The sequence below is a fragment of the Burkholderia sp. 567 genome, from assembly GCF_040545115.1.
GTDB classification, from domain to species: Bacteria; Pseudomonadota; Gammaproteobacteria; order Burkholderiales; family Burkholderiaceae; genus Burkholderia; species Burkholderia ambifaria.
Genome location: NZ_JBEPLG010000009.1, coordinates 152,056 through 168,521, shown reverse-complemented (window position 1 = coordinate 168,521; position 16,466 = coordinate 152,056). Strand labels below are relative to the sequence as shown.

Genomic DNA, 16,466 nt, shown 5'->3' with positions numbered 1-16,466 from the left:
GGATCTGCCGGAGCATGTGCCCGCATGTCCGGCAGTCGTCGTGGCGGGTCGCTCAGTCGCCGAACCCGATCTCCGCTTCGACCGATTGCCCGACCTCGAGCCACGCACCCGCGCCTTCGACGACGATCGCGTTGATGCCGAACGTCAGCGCATTGTCATAGTTCGGGTTCGCGCGATAGGTCTGCATCGTGTCGGTCGGCTCGTGCGGCCAGTCCGGGTTCGGCGCACCGGTCACCTGGTCGATCGTCGGCACCGGGCAGCGCGTGCACAGCTTCACGAGGCGCAGCCGCACGGGCGTTTCGCCGTCGGCGTCGAGATGCTCGAGGAAATCCTCTTCATACGCGTCGAGATCCGACACGACGATGTTCGGGCGGAAGCGGTTCATCGGGATCGCCGGCGCGCCTTTCGCGACGAGCTTCGCGTTCAGGTCGTCGAGCGACGACTGACCGATCACGAGCAGCGGATAGCCGTCCGCGAACTGCGTGTGCGTATCGATGTCGCCGGTCCATTTTCGGTTGCAGCCGCGGCGTGCATCCGCGCCGAAGCGCGCGAGCTTCAACGGCACGCCGAGGAATTCGGTGAGCCATGCAGCCGTTTCGGCGCCCGTGTCGATCGCGTCGACGGTGTCGCGCCAGACGGTCGCGGCCATCTTCGGGGTGGCGGGCGTCGCGTCGCCGTCGAGCGGCGTGCGGATCTCCGGCATGCCCGGCGCGTTCAGCACGAGCGCATCGCTGTCGAGCGCGGTGCGGATCAGCGCGAGGCGCGGGTGCGTGCGCTGCGTGATCATCATCCCGTCGGGGGTGGTGATCAGCCAGTGGCGATCGTAGGCGAGGCCCGTTTCGAGCAGTTGCGCGCGCGGCAGCGCGATGCCGGCGCAGGACTTGATCGGGTAGACGAAGAGTTCGGAGATGGCTGGCATGACGCTGGCTGACGAAGGCGGGATGATCGAATCGCGATTGTGCCAGATCATGCGAAAACCGTTCGGGCGGTTGGACGCCGCCGCGCGGCCGGTTACGCGAGCGCAAAGCCGAGGTCGAAGGTTGGGCGCACGTCGAGCGGCTGGCGCAGCAACCCGGCTTTCAGATAGAAGTCGGCCGTGCGCTGCTGTGCGGCGATCACCGTCGCGTCGATCGGCTGCCAGTGCGTGTTGCGGCGCTCGAACTGCAGCTTCGCGGCCGCCGACGGGATGCCGATGATGCGCGCGAGCGCCGCGGAATACGCGTCGACGTGCCGGTACGACCAGACCTGCGCGCGCACGACACGTTGCAGGAAGTCGCGCAGCACGTCGCGCTTCGACGCGATCGCCGCGTCCGTCGCCGCGACGTAGCTGAGGCCCGACCACAGGCCGCGGCCGTCGACGAGCACGCGCGCGGCCGCTCGTTTCGGCGAGCGCCGTATACGGCTCCCAGGTCGCCCACGCATCGATCGATCCGGTTGCGAGCGCAAGCATCGTGTCGGCCGGCGGCAGGAAGCGGAACGATACGGCGTCCGGCGGCAAGCCGGCCGCGTCGAGCGCCTTCAGCGTGACGAAATGGCCGATCGAGCCGCGCGTGGTGCCGATGCGCTTGCCTTTCAGGTCGGCGGTGCCTTTCAGCGTGGCGTCGGGCCGCACGAGCACGGCGGTGCCGTACGGGTCGGAGCGGTTCGCGGCGATCACCTTGATGCGGGCGCCCGACGCGAGCGCGAAGATCACCGGCGCGTCGCCGATCGGCCCGCAGTCGACGGCCCCCGCGTTCAGCGCTTCGGCCAGCGGCGCGGCGGCCGGGAATTCGGTCCACGCGATGTCGTACGCGAGGCCGTTCAGCTCGCCGGCCGCTTCGAGCAGCGCGCGCAGCCCGCCTTTCTGGTCGCCGGCCCGCAGCAGCGGCCGCGCACCCGATTGCGCATGGAGCGCGGCCGGCGCGACGGTGAGGGTGGTGGCGAGGGCGCTTGCTTGCGCGAGGAAGTGACGTCGGGTCGGATTCATCTTGAGTTCTGTCGAGCAGGGAAACGTTTCGGGAATTCAGTGCGGGAGCCCTGCTTGCACGTCGCGCACGGGTTCCGCATCGACGCGCAACAGCAGCGCGGTCAGCGGATCGGTGTTCGCGCCGGCTGCCGGCGCGGGTGCGGGGACATCCGAGCGGCACAGCAGGTCGGATGCCGACCAGCCGGTGCTGCCCGGCAATGCGCGCGCACGCAGCCAGCCGCGCCGGTCGGCGAGCAGTTGCGTGCCGCCGAACGCGTCGGGCGGCACGCCCGCGATCGTCGCGAACGCCTGCCACGCATCGGGCGTCGATGCGACACAGTTCGCGCGCATGCCGGTGGGCGGCGGTGCCGGCGTGTCGCCGGCGGTGACGAGCAGCGTCTGCCAGCGCGGGTCTTCCGGCGGCGGCGTGTCGGTCGGCGCGAGCGCGACGATGCGCACGCGCTGGCCTTCGCGCCAGCGCGCGAGCGGTTGCGGCGCGGCGCTGCCGCAGCGAACGTCGAGCGCCGGCAGCGGGACGGGCACGGGCCACGCACCTTCCGCCTGCGCGCCGCTGCCGGCCGACAGCGCTTTCAGGTAATCGAGCACGGCCCACGTGTCGGCCGGGCCGAGCGTCGCGGCAAAGCCCGGCATCGACGCCGCGCCGCGTGTGTCGTGCGTACCGTGCCGCACGCGCCAGTACAGTTCGCCGTCGAGCCGGCGCGCGAGCAGCGCGCCCGCGAAGGTCGGCGGCCAGTGCGCGAGCGTCGCCGCGAGCGGCCCTTCGCCGCGGCCGTCCGCGCCGTGGCAGGCCGCGCAATGCTGCCCATACAGCTGCTTGCCGCGCATCACGTTCGCGACGGAAAACGGCGCGGGATTGCGCTGGAAACTGGTCGGCACCGCTGGCGCGAGCCACAGCGATGCCGGCGGCCACGGTGCGAACCATGCAACGGCCAGCGCGGCGATTGCCGATGCCGCACGCCCTTTGCGCGATGCGATCGCGACGCAGCCCAGCGCCGCGGCAAGCACGGTCGCCGCACCCGCGAACGCGAGCTGGCGCGTGAGCGCCGCGTCGATGCGCAGCGTTTCGAGCGCGATCCGCTGCGCCCACGGCCACGCGGCCTGTCCGTCGGCATCGCCGGTCAGCCCGGCCGCCTGCAGCACGCGCGCGAACGCGACCTGCGCGCGATACAGCAGTTGCAGGAACAGCAGCGCCCAGTCGGAAAACGGCGGTGCACTCATCGGCGCGGCCTTTGTCGCGCACCGGCAATCCTGCGAACGGCACCGCGCATCTACCAGCTCGCATCGAGGCCGAGATGCCGCAGCGCCTCATGGCGCAGCTCGGCGAGACGCGGGTCGCCGCGATGGCGCGGATAGGGCAGGTCGACGCGCAGTTCCGCGACGATGCGTGCGGGACGCGGCCCGAACACGATCACGCGCTGCGCGAGAAACAGCGCTTCCTCGACATCGTGCGTGACGAGCAGCGCGGAGAACCCGTCGCGTTGCCACAGCGCGGTCAGCTCGGCCTGCATCGTCAAGCGCGTCAGCGAGTCGAGCTTGCCGAGCGGCTCGTCGAGGATCAGGAGGCGCGGATCGTTGACGAGCGCGCGGGCGAGCGCGACGCGCTGCGCCATCCCGCCCGACAGCTGATGCGGAAACACGTTTGAGAATTCCTGCAGCCCGACGCGTGCGAGCGCATCGTCGACGCGATGCTGCGCGGTGCGCGCCACGCCGCGCGCTTCGAGACCGAGCGCGACGTTCGCGCGCACCCGGCGCCACGGGTAGAGCGTCGGATCCTGGAACACGACGATGCGCGACGGATCGGGCCGTTCGATCGGCGTGCCGTCCTGCGCGATCGTGCCTTGCCGCGCGGCGTCGAGGCCCGCGACGAGCCGCAGCAGCGTCGATTTCCCGCAGCCGCTCGGGCCGAGCAGCGCGACGAATTCGCCGGCCGCGACCGACAGCGTGACGTCGTCGAGCACCGGCAGCGGGCCGCCGGGGCCGTCGAACGCATGGCTCACGCGGCGGATGTCGATGCGCGCGCCGCGCGGCGCCGAGACAACAGAGGGTTCGAGAACGGCGGCGCTTACCATTTGACGGTTCCTTTCTGCCACGCGAGCACACGGTCGCGCACCGCGAACAGCAGCGCGATCAGCCCGGAAAACAACAGCGCCATCACGATCAGCGCCGCATACATGTTCACGTACGATGCCCAGCCCAGCGCCCAGCTCAGGTACCAGCCGAGCCCCGACTTGACGCCCATCATCTCGGCGACGACGAGCACCGTGAACGACGCGCTCAGCCCCATGAAGATGCCGACGAATACGTGCGGCAGCGCGGCCGGAATCGCGACGCGCAGCACCAGGAAGCGCGCGTTCGCGCCGAGCGTGCGCGCGACGTCGTAGTACTGCCGGTTCACGCTCGCGACGCCCGACCACGTCAGCACCGCGACCGGGAAGCCGGTCGACAGCGCGATCAGGAACGCGGCGGCTGAATAGCTCGTCGGAAAGAAGTAGAACGTGAGCGGCAGCAATGCGGTGGCCGGCACCGGGCCGAGCACGCGCAGCACCGGGTGCACCCAGTAGCCGATGCGGCGCGACCAGCCGATCGACACGCCCACCGCGAACCCGACCGCGACGCCGTAGGCAAACCCGAGCGCGAGCAGCTTCAGCGTATTGCCGGCGCTGCCGACGAGGCGCGGCCAGTCGTCGACGTAGACTTCGATCAGCGCCTGCGGCGGCGCGAAGAACGGCGTGGGCAGCCAGCCGGTCTTCGCGGTGACGATTTCCCACGCGGCGAGCACGAGCGGCAGCGCGACGAGCCACGGCCCGGCCGGGCGCACGCGGGCGAGCCGCGCGCGCGTGGCCGGCACGCGATGGCCGAGCGTCGCCGCGATCAGCAGCAACGCGGCGATCGTCCATGCGGCGGTGCCGAACGTATCGGTGTACGCCCAGTCGGTGAAGCCGACGACGCGGTTCGGCCACAGTTCCGTGAGCGCGCCGAGCACGGCCCATGCGACCGCCGCGACGATGCCGGCCGGCCAGCTGCGCGCACGACGGGCTTCGGCCGCGAGCGTCGCGTCGCAGGCTGTGCACGCGGCACGGGATGTAGCGGCAGCCGTGGCAGCGGCGGGGGCCGACGCGGTGCGGGCGGGTGACGTGTGTTCGATCGTCGACATCGCGTCACCCGAGCACGTTCGCATAGACCTGCTGCGCGAAGCGCTGCGGGTCGGTGCTCTTCTTCAGCACGTTGATGCGGCGGAAATCGTCCGCATAGAACGCGATTTCCTGCTGCAAATCGACGTTGGTCGGGTGGTGCGTGTAGGTCAGCGTCGCGTACAGCTTGCGCAGGTCGTCGGGATTGATCTTCGGCGAATACTTCGCGAACGCCTTCGCGGCTTCGTTCGGGTTGTCGTGCGTGTACTCGGTGGCCTGCACGATCGAGCGCGCGAGCGCGGCGGCCGTCGGCCGGTCGTTGCGTACGAGATCGCCGCGCGCGCCGATCACGCAGCACACCTTGCGCGCGTATTCGCCGGACAGGTTCGTCGCGAGTTCGGTATACGCGCCGTTGCTGCGTTTCTCGAGCAGGTAGAGATTCGGATCGCCGTCGGCGATCGCCTGGATCTCGCCCTTGTCGACCGCGACGCCGAGCAGGTCGGCCGGATACTGCCGCCACGTGATGTCGCGCTCGGGATCGATGCCGTTCTTCGCGAGCAGGATCGAGAAGAAGTGCTTGCCGGGCGCGGCGAGATCGCTGACGCCGACGGTCTTGCCCTTCAGCGCCTGCAGCGTCGTGACGCCGGCCGTCTTCGAGCCGAGCAGCCGCACGCAGCCGCCGTGCGAGCTGCCGATGATCTTCACGTCGAAGCCGGCTTCGAGCGGCTTCAGCCAGCGGTGGATCATCCCGACCGCCGCGTCGGCCTTGCCGGTCGCGATCGATTCGAGCAGCTGGTCGGTCGACCCGCTGTAGTTGATCAGCTCGACCTTCAGCCCGTTCCTCTCGAAGAATCCGTGCTCCTGCGCGACGACGATCGGCGTCAGGCAGAACGCGTTCTGGTTCCACGCGAACGTGAGCTTTTTCAGCGGCGGCGCGGACCAGGCCTTGCGGCCGAGCGTGATCGCCGGTGCGGCGAGCGCGGCGGCGCCGGCCGCGCGCAGCAGCCGGCGGCGCTTGTCGTCATGGGCGCCGGTCGGCGCGGGTGCGATGGTATCGGTCATGGTGTGGTTTTGGGTTCCGGTCGTGCGGCAGGCGCTCAGTCGAGCAGGTCGGGTTCGTCGGCGACGACGCGCGCGAACAGGCTGTCGAACGCATGCAATGCGCCGTCGGGGCCGCCGATCTGGCCGTGCGTGTGTCGCGCGGTCGCGTGATCGATCGGTTGCGGCGTGCCGGCCGCTTCGGCCAGCAACTGCGTGTGCGCGGCATTGTCGAGCGCGATGTACCACCACGCGGCGGCCTCGACCGTCGGGCCGGCCGTCAGGATGCCGTGGTTCTTCAGGATCACGCCCTTGTGCGTGCCGCCGTCGGGCTTCACGAGCGCGGCCGCGATCCGCGCGCCTTCGCTCGTGTCGGCGACCATGCCCGTGAAGTCGTCGAACAGCGCGTGATCCTCGTAGAACACGCACGCGTCCTGCGTCAGCGGGTCGAGCGCGCGGCCGAGCGTGGACCACGCCTTGCCGTAGGTCGAATGCGTATGCGCGGCCGCGACGAGGTGCGGATGCGCGTCGTGAATCGCCGCATGGATCGCGAACGCGGCCTTGTTCAGCGGCCGGTTGCCGATCGCGGTTTCGCCGCGCGCGTTGACGAGCAGCAGGTCCGACACCTTGATCTGCGAGAAATGCACGCCGAGGGGATTCACCCAGAAGTGGTCGGGCAGTTCCGGATCGCGCGCGGTGATGTGGCCGGCGAGGCCCGACGCGAAGCCGAAGCGCGCGAACAGGCGGAACGCGGCCGCGAGCCGCTCCTGCCGGTGGCGGCGCTCGGCGGCGACGTCGACGCGCGGCGCGGGCGGATCGAACCAGAAATGCTGGCGCGGTGTGTCGGCGAGGACGAGGCCCGACGCGGTGCGCGCGGGCGACGAAGAAGACAGGACGGCGGACATGGCGGGCGGCTCCGTTTGCGTCAGGCGGCGCGGCGCGCCGCGTCGCGGGCCGCGACGGCGCTGCGTACGCGCGGAATCAGTTCGCGGCCGTAGTCGATCGCGTCGTCGAGCGGGTCGAAGCCGCGGATCAGGAACGTCGTCACGCCGAGGTCGTAGTAGTCGAGCAGCGCGTCGGCGACCTGTTCGGGCGTGCCGACCAGCGCGGTCGAATTCGAGCGCGCGCCGGTGAGCTTCGCGATCTCGGTCCACAGCCGCTTGTCGACCCGCGAGCCGCGTTCGGCCGCGGCGAGCAGACGCCGCGCGCCTTCGCTCTGTTGCGGGCCGCCGGTGCCGAGGCCGGCCGCTTCGCGCAGCCGGCGCGTCTCGTCGAGGATCCGGTGCGCGCGCGCCCATGCGTCGTCTTCGGTCGCCGCGAGGATCGGCCGGAACGACACGGAAAAGCGCACCTGCCGGCCGTGCTTCGCGGCTTCGGCGCGCACGCGGGTCGTCAGGTCGCGCACCTGGTCGAGCGATTCGCCCCACAGCGCATAGACGTCCGCGTGCTTGCCGGCGACTTCCAGCGCCGCCTCCGATGCGCCGCCGAAGTAGATCGGCACGTGCGGCTGCTGGAACGGCTTCACTTCCGAAAAGCCCTGTGTGAAGCGGTAGTGCGCGCCGTCGTGATCGAACGGCTGCGTTTCGGTCCAGATGCGTCGCAGGATGCCGAGGTATTCGTCGGTGCGCGCATAGCGCGCGTCGTGATCGAGAAAATCGCCGTCGCGCTGCTGTTCGCTGTCCGAGCCGCCGGAGATGAAGTGCACCGCGAGCCGGCCGCGGCTGAACTGGTCGAGCGTCGCGATCTGCCGCGCGGCGAGTGTCGGCGCGGTGAAGCCCGGACGATGCGCGAGCATGAAATGGATGCGCTCGGTCGTCGCGGCGGCGAACGCGATCGTCAGGGTCGCCGACGGGCCGGTCGAGTGATGCGGGACGAGGATCCGGTCGAAGCCGGCCGTTTCGTGTGCCCGCGCGAAGTCGCGCACGTAGTCGGGGTCGACGACGGGACCGGTAGGCGGATGGATTTCCGACTGCTTCTGGCTCTGGATCATGCCGATGAATTCGACGCTCATCTGGGTCTCCGATGCAAGGACGGCCCGGCGCGGCCAGCGACGGCCGGCCACGGCGGGGAATGGAGCGCAGATTACCGCCGGGATCATGCGGAATGGAAATAATCAATCCGGATTTGAATATCAGATTTGCATGGTTTGGGCGCGTGTGCGCTGCGCATACGCTGTGGGCTCGCGATCGAAGCGAAAGGGCGCCGGCCGCCTGTCGTGCGGGGCTTCGGTCGCCGCCCGATCGGCGCCGAGCGCCGCCGGCTTCACGAGCCGCCGCGCCGCGTGCCGATCGATCTCCGCCGTCACCGCCTTTACGTTGCTTGGCTACCCGCTACCCAGTCACCGAGGGAATCCGTACCGATGTCCGCCAGCCTTGCCGCTTCTTCGTCGCCAGCGCCTTCACAGTCGTCGCTGCGCCACCTGCCTGCCGACGATGCGCGCGTCGCCGCGCTGCTCGAGCGTCTTACGCCCGAACTCGCGGCCGACGCCGCCCGCAACGATGTCGACGGCCGCTTCCCGCACGAGAACTTCGCGCGGCTGCATCGCGCCGGGCTGATCGCGCAGGTCGTGCCGCGCGAGCATGGCGGCGCGGGTGCGACGCTCGCGCAGGCGAGCCGCATCGTGGCCGCGGTCGCGCGCGCCGATCCCGCGACCGCGCTGGTGCTGACGATGACGTATCTGCAGCATCGCGCGCTCGGCCGCGCGGACCACCGCTGGCCCGCGCGCCTGCGGCATGCGGTGTTCGACAGTGCGGTCGACGAAGGCGCGTTGATCAACGCGCTGCGTGTCGAGCCGGCGCTCGGGTCGCCGTCGCGCGGCGGCCTGCCCGAAACGGTTGCGCGTCGCGACGGCGACGGCTGGCGGCTGTCGGGCCACAAGCTGTACTGCACCGGCATTCCGGCGCTGCGCTGGCTGGCCGTATGGGCGCGCACCGACGAGCCCGAGCCGCGGGTCGGCGTGTTCCTCGTGCCGCGCGAGCGCCACGCTGGGGACGATGTGCGCATCCGCGTGATCGAAAGCTGGAATCACCTGGGCCTGCGCGCATCGGGCAGCCATGAGGTCGTGTTCGACGACGTGCGGCTGCCCGCCGATCATGCGGTGGACGTGCGAGCGCCCGATGCGTGGGCCGTGTCGGCCGCGAGTCATGCGGATGTCGACGCGCAGGCCGACCAGCAGGCCTGGATGGTCGCGCTGCTCGGCAGTCTCTACGATGCGGTGGCGCGTGCGTCGCGCGACTGGCTGCTCGAGTTCGCGACGACGCGCGCGCCGAGCGGGCTCGGTGCGCCGCTCGCGACGCTGCCGCGCGTGCAGGAGGCCGTCGGCGAGATCGAAGGGTGGCTGCACACGAACCGCGTGCTGCTCGACGCGCACATCGCACGCACCGATGCCGGCGATGCACCGCCGGTGACGACGAGCGGCCTCGTCAAGCGAACCGTGACGGAGCAGGCGATCCGCACCGTCGAGCACGCGTTGAAGCTGTCGGGCAATCACGGGCTGAGCCGCAGCAATCCGCTCGAACGTCACTATCGCGACGTTCTGTGCAGCCGCGTGCATACGCCACAGGACGACGCGATCGCGGTCGCCGCCGGACGTGCGGCGCTCGAGGCGGCGGCGCTCGAGGCGGCGGCGCGGAGCGCGACGCCGGAGCCGCACGCGGGCGAGACGTCACGCAACGCGCCGGCATCCGCTCGACACGATGCGTGAGCGCGGTGGCGTGGCGGTCAGCGGAAACGAGACGACGCCGTGCCTGCGTCGTCGGGCCTGGTCAAGCGGCCTCGTCGTGCGCGGCGGCATCCGCGGGCAGCGCGAACGCCGTGCGTGCATGCGCGGCCACGGCCGCGAGCGGCGCGGTGAAGCGCGCGGCGTCCTGCCGGTGCAGCAGCCACAGATCGATCTGCGGCTTGAAATCGGCGAGCGGCACGATGTCGAGCGCGTCGCGCAGCGGGCTGCCGTCGAGCAGCGGCAGCGGCATCAACCCGATGCCGAAGCCGTTCGCGACGCTCTGCAACTGCAGGTCGCGGCCATAAGTGTCGAGCGTGACCGGCATCGGCAGCCCCTGCGCGTCGAGCGCCCGGCGCAGGCCCGCACGAAATCCGCAGCCGTCGGGATTGAGCACCCAGCCGCGCGCCTGGCAGTCGGCAAGCCGATAGGCGCGGCGCGGCCAGTCGCCCTTGCGGCCGACCGCGACGAGCCGCGTGGCCAGCAGCCGTTCGCCCGCGACCTGCGGCGGCAGCACCATCTCGCGGGCCAGAAACACCAGCGCCGCATCGAGCTCGCGGCGCGCGATGCGTTCGACGAGCGTGCCGCCCCAGGCGGTCGTGACCTGCGTGGTGAGCGCCGGCCATTGCCCGGCAAGCCGCGCGATCAGGCCGGGCAGCATCAGCTCGCCGAGCCCCTGCGTGAGGCCGACGCGGAATTCGCCGGCGGGCGGCCGCTGGCCGGCCGTCAGTTCGCGCAGCGCATCGACTTCGCGCAGGATCGCGCGACACTGCTCGAACACCTGCCGGCCGATGTCGGTCGGGCGCGGCGGCTTCGTGTTGCGGTCGAGCAGCGTCACGCCGAGCGCTTCCTCGAGGTTCTGGACGCGCCGCGTGATCGCGGGCTGCGTCATCCCGAGCTCGGTCGCGGCCTGGCTGAGCGTCTGGCAGCGGACGACCGCTGCAAAAGCGTCGATATCGCTAATTTTCATGTTTGTTCTGCATGGTCTTTCAGGGGCATCATGACGATCCATCATGTTCGGCATCATATTCGAGGAGCTGGCCGATGAGTACGCTTTCGTTGCGGCAGACGCCGCTGCATCCGTTCGTCGACGGGCTGGGCGCGCTGCTCGCGTCCGGCGCGAACGAGGCGCGCATTCTCGACGAGGGCGGCGCGTTGCTCGCCGCGCTCGTTGCGCACGACGACTGGCTGCCCGACGCGTTCGCGCAGCCCGATCCCGAGCGCTACCGCCAGTACCTGCTGCATCTCGATCCCGACGAGCGGTTTTCCGTCGTCAGCTTCGTATGGGGCCCCGGCCAGACCACGCCGATTCACAACCACACGGTGTGGGGGCTGATCGGGATGCTGCGCGGCGGCGAGTTTTCGCAGCCCTACCGGTTCGACGCAACCGGCAAGCCGGTGCCGGCGGGCGATGCAGTGCGGCTGCAGCCGGGCGAGGTCGAGGCCGTGTCGCCGCGCATCGGTGACGTCCATCGCGTGACCAACGCGTTCGCGGATCAGGTATCGATCAGCATCCACGTGTACGGTGCGAACATCGGCACGGTCGAACGCGCGGTGTTCCTCGATGACGGGACCGTGAAGCCGTTCGTGTCCGGCTATTCGAACGCGTGACGTCGCATGCCGCCCGCGCCAGCGCCCGCCCGCAGGCGCGAGATTCAACCGTTTTCCGTGTGCTTTCTTCATCGACTTCAACAGAATCCGACCGAGACATCGTGACGCAATCCGCTGATTCCACTTCCCGTTTCCCCGTCGCGTCGTACCAGGACGTACGCGCGCGCCTGCTGGCCCGCGACGAGCTCGCGCTGATCGACGTGCGCGAGGAGGATCCTTACGCGCAGGGCCATCCGCTGTGGGCCGCCAACTTTCCGCTGTCGAAACTCGAACTCGACGCGTGGACGCGCATTCCGCGCCGCGACACGCCGATCGTCGTGTTCGGCGAAGCCGGCGGCGAGGATCTCGCGCCGCGTGCGGCCGCGACGCTCGCGCGGCTCGGCTATACCGACGTGCGCCTGCTTGATGGCGGCCTCGCGGGCTGGCTCGCCGCGGGCGGCGAGCTGTTCATCGACGTGAACGTGCCGAGCAAGTCGTTCGGCGAATGGGTCGAGGCCGAGCGGCATACGCCGTCGCTGTCCGCGCAGGAGGTGCAGGCGCTGATCGATGCGCAGGCCGACGTCGTGATCGTCGACGCGCGCCGCTTCGACGAATACCAGACGATGAACATCCCGACGTCGACGAGCGTGCCGGGTGCGGAACTCGTGCTGCGCGTGCGCGCGCTCGCGCCGAACCCGCAGACTCGGGTCGTGGTGAACTGCGCGGGCCGCACGCGCAGTATCATCGGCACGCAGTCGCTGATCAACGCTGGGCTGCCGAACCCGGTCGCCGCGCTGCGCAACGGCACGATCGGCTGGACGCTCGCCGGCCAGACGCTCGAGCGCGGCGCATCGCGACGCTTTCCGGACGACGTCGATCCCGCGCAGCGCGACGAAGCCCGCCGCGCCGCACGCGCGGTGGCCGAGCGTGCAGGCGTGCCGCGCATCGCGCTCGCGGACGTCGCCGCGCTCGACGAACCGGGCCGCACGCTGTACCGCTTCGACGTGCGCACGCCGGAGGAATACGAGGCCGGCCACCTGCCGGGCTTTCTGAGCACTCCGGGCGGCCAGCTCGTGCAGGAGACCGACCATCACGCGGCCGTGCGCGGCGCGCGGATCGTGCTGGCCGACGACGACGGCGTGCGCGCGGACATGACCGCGTCGTGGCTCGCGCAGATGGGCTGGGACGTGCGCGTGGTCGAGCCGGCCGGCACGGCGGCGTTCGTGGAGCGCGGCCAGCCGCCGCGCGACGTGCCGGCTACGCCGCAGGTGAGCGAGGTGTCACCCGCGACGCTCGCGGGCTGGCTGAAGGAGGCGGCTGCGGGCGAGATCGCGATCGTCGACGTGACGACCAGCGCGAACTACGTGAAGCGCCATATTCCCGGCGCGTGGTTCGTCGTGCGCGCGCAGTTGCGCGACGCGCTCGCCGCGATCCCGCCGGCGAAGCGCTACGTGTTCACGTGCGGATCGAGCCTGCTCGCGCGGTTCGCGGCGCACGACGCGCGTGCGTTGCTGCCGGCTTCCGCGGCAATCGCGGTGCTGGCGGGCGGCACGGCAGCGTGGATCGATGCGGGGCTGCCGCTCGAGCACGGCGAAACGCATCTAGCGTCGCCGCGTGTCGACCGTTACCGGCGCCCGTACGAAGGCACCGACAACGCGGCCGCCGCGATGCAGGCGTACCTCGACTGGGAATACGGGCTGGTCGATCAGTTGAAGCGGGACGGCACGCATCATTTTCGCGTGATCTGATCGCGGCGCGGGAACCGGCGCGCGGCAAGCGGCAAGCGGCAATCGGTAAGCGGCAAGCGGCAACCGGCAACCGGCAACCGGCAACCGGCAACCGGCAACCGGCAACCGGCAACCGGCGACCGGCGACCGGCGACCGGCGACCGCCAACCGCCAACCGCCAACCGCCAACCGCCAACCGCCAACCGCCAACCGCCAACCGCCAACCGCCAACCCCCAACCGGCGCGCGGCCCCGCGTGCGCCGCGCCCGTTGCCGCGCGCTCTGCGCGTCCAGCATTCAGCCGGTTCAGCGCTTGAACGTATCAACAGCCGTGCGGCCGACGGCCGGATCGTCGGTGAAGAAGCCGTCGATCCCCGCGCGCAGGTAAGCCTGGATCTCGCGCACCGAGCCCGCGGTGTTGCGCGTGGCCGGCGTGCCGCCGTCCTTCAGCGACGCGGGCAGGAAGTTGTTCTCCGGGCGGAACGTATACGGGTGCACGACGAGGCCGGCTTCGTGCGCATAGCGCACGTACGGCGTCGGCTGCTGCAGCGTGCCGTCCGCGGCCACCGCGATGATCGACGTCTTGTACGGCCCGACGCCGTTCGCATAGGACGCGATCTCGCGCATTCCGTCGCGCGTCGACAGGTCGCCATAGGTGCGCTTGTCGTTCGCCTTCACGAAGTCGTACGGACGCTGGCCGGCTTCGTCCATCAACTGCACGAGCTTCCAGTTCGGCTGGCTCGACTTGATCCGGTTGCGGATCGTCTTCAGGTTCGCGACCTCGAACGACTGGATGTAGACCGTCGCCGTGCGCGCCGTGTACGGATCCTTCAGCAGCGCGTCGACGAGGCGATCCTCGAGCGGCAGGCCGATCGACTGGAAGTAGGTCGGATGCTTGGTTTCCGGATACAGATGGATCGTGCGGCCTGTCTGCGCGGACATCTGCTTCGCGAGCGCGACGATCTCGTCGAAGGTCGGGATCTCGAACTGATCGTTGTACGCGGTGTTCGCCGGACGGATCTGCGGAATGCGCTCGCGGGCACGCAGCGTCTTCAGCTCGGCGAGCGTGAAGTCCTCGGTGAACCAGCCGGTCAGTTGCGTGCCGTCGATCGTCTTGGTCGCCTTGCGGCTCGCGAACTGCGGCAGCGTCGACACGTTCGTCGTGCCCGAGATTTCGTTTTCGTGGCGCGCGACGAGCACGCCGTCGCGGGTCGCGACGAGGTCGGGCTCGATCACGTCCGCACCGTCCTCGATTGCCTTGCGGTACGACGCGAGCGTGTGCTCGGGGCGCAGCGCGCTCGCGCCGCGATGGCCGACCACCTGCACCTTCGCTGAGATCGGTTGCGTGGGATCGGACGCCGAGATATCGTCGCCGCCGCAGGCGGCAAGCAGCAGGGCGGCGGCACAGGCGAACGGGATACAGCGCAGGGCGGTCGGGCGCGTGAAGAGCATGGCGGTGAACCTTCGGAACGGAAGTCGGTGAAAGGGCGCTCGATCCGGCGGCGCGGATTGAACGGGATCGAACGGGACGCGATCGTCGCACCGGATCATTACATATGTATTACTTTCGCCTTTCTGTTTTGTTGTGACGAAAATGAGCGGGACGGTGGAACACGCGGTGGCGCGGCGTGACGCGATCCGACCCGTGTTGGAGAGCCGCCGCGCCGGATGCACTAAACTTGCGGGACTTTTGCATCGCCGCGCCGGGCCGACGCCTGCCCGCGCACGACGACGCGGCGACTCGCGGCCGGCGCGGGCACCCCGGCACCGTATGCGTGCGGGGCCCGCGCCGGTCGATTTTTAGCGACCCATGACGACTCATACCGATCCCGCCTATCTGCTCGGCGACCTGCTGAAGAACGTTTCCCGCTCCTTTTACCTGACGCTGCGCGTGCTGCCCGACGGCATGCGCGAGCCGGTCGGTCTGGCCTACCTGCTTGCGCGCGCGGCCGACACGATCGCCGATACGGCGCTCGTCGCGCCCGAGCGCCGCGCGGCGCTGCTGACCGACCTGCGCGACGAGATCGAGCGGCTCGGCGACGGCGCGGCGCTGTCGCGCGCGCTCGAGGATGTCACGCGGATGCAGACGGATTCGCACGAACACATGCTGCTCGCGTCGATGAAGCCGATGCTTGCGTTGCTGCGCGCGCAGCCGGACGCGGACCGCGCGTCGATCCGCAAGGTCGTCGCGACGCTGACGTCGGGGATGGAATTCGACCTGCGCACGTTTCCCGACGAGCAGTCGGGGCAGGTCGCGTCGCTGCCGAGCCGTGACGAACTCGATCGCTACACGTATCTGGTCGCCGGCTGCGTCGGCGAATTCTGGACCGACATGACCGGCGCGCACACGCGGGCCGCGCGCGGCTGGGATTTCGCGGACATGCGCGAGAAGGGCATCCGTTTCGGCAAGGCGCTGCAGATGACCAACATCCTGCGCGACTGCGCGAAGGACCTGCGGATCGGCCGCTGCTACCTGCCGGACGACGTGCTGGCCGAGCATCGCATCGGCGTCGCCGACCTGATGTCGCCCGACGCGTCGGCGCGCGCGCGCGGCGTGCTGGTCGAGCTGTTGCGCGCGACGCTCGCGCAGTATCGCGACGCATGCTTCTATACGCAGGCGATTCCGCGCCGCTTCGTGCGTCTGCGGCTCGCATGCCTGTGGCCGATCATGATCGGCCTCGAAACGCTCGAACTGCTGGCCGGCCACGACGCGTGGCTCGATCCGGCGCGGCCGGCGAAGGTGCCGCGCAAGCGCGTCTACCGGATCATGGCGTCGTCGCTCGCGCTCGTCGGTTCGAACGCGGCGATCCGTGCGCGCATCAACGCGCTGGTCGACGCGGTGAACGCGCGGATCGCGGCACCCGCGTCGCATTGAATGTCGCCGGCGCGAGGCGCCGGCATCCTCTTTCGGCCCGCGTTCGCCGGGCCGCTCCGTCCGATCTCCGCCGCACGGGCTGAAACGTTTTCAAATTTCGTTTCGCGAAACGTGGGTGTCACGAACGTAAGCGATCCTGCGCGGCGATGTGAATCGCGGTGTCGATCGCGGTTGCGCATTGGTCGGAACAAACGTGCCGAAGGCGTCTGACAACACCGCCCGGTCGCGATGCACCCGTAAAAATGTAAAGCTAGGGTTTTCACCGGGAAATGCCGGAAATCCCCGCCGCGTAAGCGTTTTCAGGTGTTATGTAACCGTTTGGTGAACCCGTGCGTTGCGTCGATCATACGATGACCGACGGCACGTATTGGGAAACAATTGGTAATCCGTCAGAATCGCTCCGGCATGTACTCGCACATGTG

13 protein-coding genes and 1 pseudogene are annotated in these 16,466 nt (G+C 70.0%); 4 read left to right on the top strand and 10 right to left on the bottom strand.

What is annotated here, in order from left to right:
• Positions 1-52: 52 nt before the first annotated feature.
• From ABIC50_RS25170 to ABIC50_RS25135, 8 genes and pseudogenes are all read right to left on the bottom strand, one after another.
• On the bottom strand, positions 53-919 hold the full coding sequence (locus ABIC50_RS25170) for an MOSC domain-containing protein (RefSeq protein WP_354167587.1): 867 nt from the start codon (positions 917-919) through the stop codon (positions 53-55).
• Positions 920-1,011: 92 nt separating this feature from the next.
• Positions 1,012-1,966: pseudogene (locus ABIC50_RS25165) on the bottom strand (ABC transporter substrate-binding protein).
• A gap of 36 nt (positions 1,967-2,002) precedes the next feature.
• Entirely contained in the window at positions 2,003-3,184 is a 1,182-nt protein-coding gene (locus tag ABIC50_RS25160; protein ID WP_354167584.1) for a c-type cytochrome, read from the bottom strand.
• A gap of 50 nt (positions 3,185-3,234) precedes the next feature.
• A complete protein-coding gene (locus ABIC50_RS25155) occupies positions 3,235-4,035 on the bottom strand; it encodes an ABC transporter ATP-binding protein (protein ID WP_354167581.1) in 801 nt (266 codons plus the stop codon).
• Entirely contained in the window at positions 4,029-5,120 is a 1,092-nt protein-coding gene (locus ABIC50_RS25150) for an ABC transporter permease (RefSeq protein ID WP_354167578.1), read from the bottom strand. The genes ABIC50_RS25155 and ABIC50_RS25150 overlap by 7 nt, the downstream gene beginning before the upstream one ends.
• Positions 5,121-5,124: 4 nt before the next feature.
• The gene (locus ABIC50_RS25145) at positions 5,125-6,159 is read right to left on the bottom strand and encodes an ABC transporter substrate-binding protein (RefSeq protein ID WP_354167575.1); all 1,035 of its coding nucleotides are present in this window, start codon (positions 6,157-6,159) and stop codon (positions 5,125-5,127) included.
• A 35-nt stretch (positions 6,160-6,194) separates the two neighbouring features.
• The gene (locus ABIC50_RS25140) at positions 6,195-7,040 is read right to left on the bottom strand and encodes a class II aldolase/adducin family protein (RefSeq protein WP_354167572.1); all 846 of its coding nucleotides are present in this window, start codon (positions 7,038-7,040) and stop codon (positions 6,195-6,197) included.
• 20 nt (positions 7,041-7,060) lie between these two features.
• On the bottom strand, positions 7,061-8,146 hold the full coding sequence (locus ABIC50_RS25135) for an LLM class flavin-dependent oxidoreductase (RefSeq protein ID WP_354167569.1): 1,086 nt from the start codon (positions 8,144-8,146) through the stop codon (positions 7,061-7,063).
• Positions 8,147-8,494: 348 nt separating this feature from the next.
• Here ABIC50_RS25135 and ABIC50_RS25130 point away from each other — a divergent pair, with 348 nt between their 5' ends.
• Entirely contained in the window at positions 8,495-9,838 is a 1,344-nt protein-coding gene (locus tag ABIC50_RS25130; RefSeq protein ID WP_354167567.1) for an acyl-CoA dehydrogenase family protein, read from the top strand.
• 61 nt (positions 9,839-9,899) lie between these two features.
• Here ABIC50_RS25130 and ABIC50_RS25125 read toward each other — a convergent pair whose 3' ends face one another.
• Positions 9,900-10,823, bottom strand: coding sequence for a LysR family transcriptional regulator (locus tag ABIC50_RS25125; protein WP_354167564.1), 924 nt, complete (start codon positions 10,821-10,823; stop codon positions 9,900-9,902).
• Between the two features lie 74 nt (positions 10,824-10,897).
• On the opposite strand from ABIC50_RS25125, the gene ABIC50_RS25120 reads away from it, so the two are divergent.
• A complete protein-coding gene (locus ABIC50_RS25120; protein ID WP_354167562.1) occupies positions 10,898-11,464 on the top strand; it encodes a cysteine dioxygenase family protein in 567 nt (188 codons plus the stop codon).
• Between the two features lie 101 nt (positions 11,465-11,565).
• Positions 11,566-13,191 (top strand): rhodanese-related sulfurtransferase, encoded by a 1,626-nt coding sequence (locus tag ABIC50_RS25115; protein ID WP_354167559.1) that lies wholly within the window; start codon positions 11,566-11,568, stop codon positions 13,189-13,191.
• Positions 13,192-13,475: 284 nt separating this feature from the next.
• Here ABIC50_RS25115 and ABIC50_RS25110 read toward each other — a convergent pair whose 3' ends face one another.
• Positions 13,476-14,621 (bottom strand): glycerophosphodiester phosphodiesterase, encoded by a 1,146-nt coding sequence (locus tag ABIC50_RS25110; RefSeq protein ID WP_175659326.1) that lies wholly within the window; start codon positions 14,619-14,621, stop codon positions 13,476-13,478.
• Between the two features lie 358 nt (positions 14,622-14,979).
• Between ABIC50_RS25110 and ABIC50_RS25105 the strand changes: the two genes are divergently transcribed.
• Positions 14,980-16,044, top strand: coding sequence for a phytoene/squalene synthase family protein (locus tag ABIC50_RS25105; protein ID WP_011658703.1), 1,065 nt, complete (start codon positions 14,980-14,982; stop codon positions 16,042-16,044).
• Positions 16,045-16,466 lie beyond the last annotated feature (422 nt).